Origin of the sequence: Bradyrhizobium sp. CCBAU 45321 (assembly GCF_028128975.1) — a bacterium.
GTDB lineage: Bacteria > Pseudomonadota > Alphaproteobacteria > Rhizobiales > Xanthobacteraceae > Bradyrhizobium > Bradyrhizobium yuanmingense.
In genome coordinates this window covers 1-310 of record NZ_LFKZ01000001.1, presented here as the reverse complement: position 1 = coordinate 310, position 310 = coordinate 1, and the positions used below count along the sequence as shown (strand labels likewise).

At 70.6% G+C, this 310-nt stretch carries 1 protein-coding gene; it reads left to right on the top strand.

Features of this window, described 5'->3' with window-relative positions:
- A partial coding sequence (locus tag ACM43_RS00005) for an AMP-binding protein (protein ID WP_271537162.1) occupies window positions 1-310 on the top strand: 310 nt, incomplete at both ends.

Genomic DNA, 310 nt, shown 5'->3' with positions numbered 1-310 from the left:
AGTCCTTGAGCTCTGGTTGCCGCTGACGATCGGCGCCTGCGTCGTGCTGGCGGATCGCACGGCCGCGCATGATCCCGTCAAGCTCAAGGCAATCGTGCAGCGGCATGGCGTGTCCGTGATCCAGGCAACGCCGTCGACCTGGCGGATGCTGCTTGATCATGACGGTCCTGCGCTGCCGGCGAGCTGCCGGGTGCTGTGCGGCGGCGAGGCGCTGCCGCCGGATCTGGCGCGGCGGCTGGTGGCCCAGGCCGGCGAGGTCTGGAACCTGTACGGCCCGACCGAGACCACGGTGTGGTCGGCGCGCCATCGG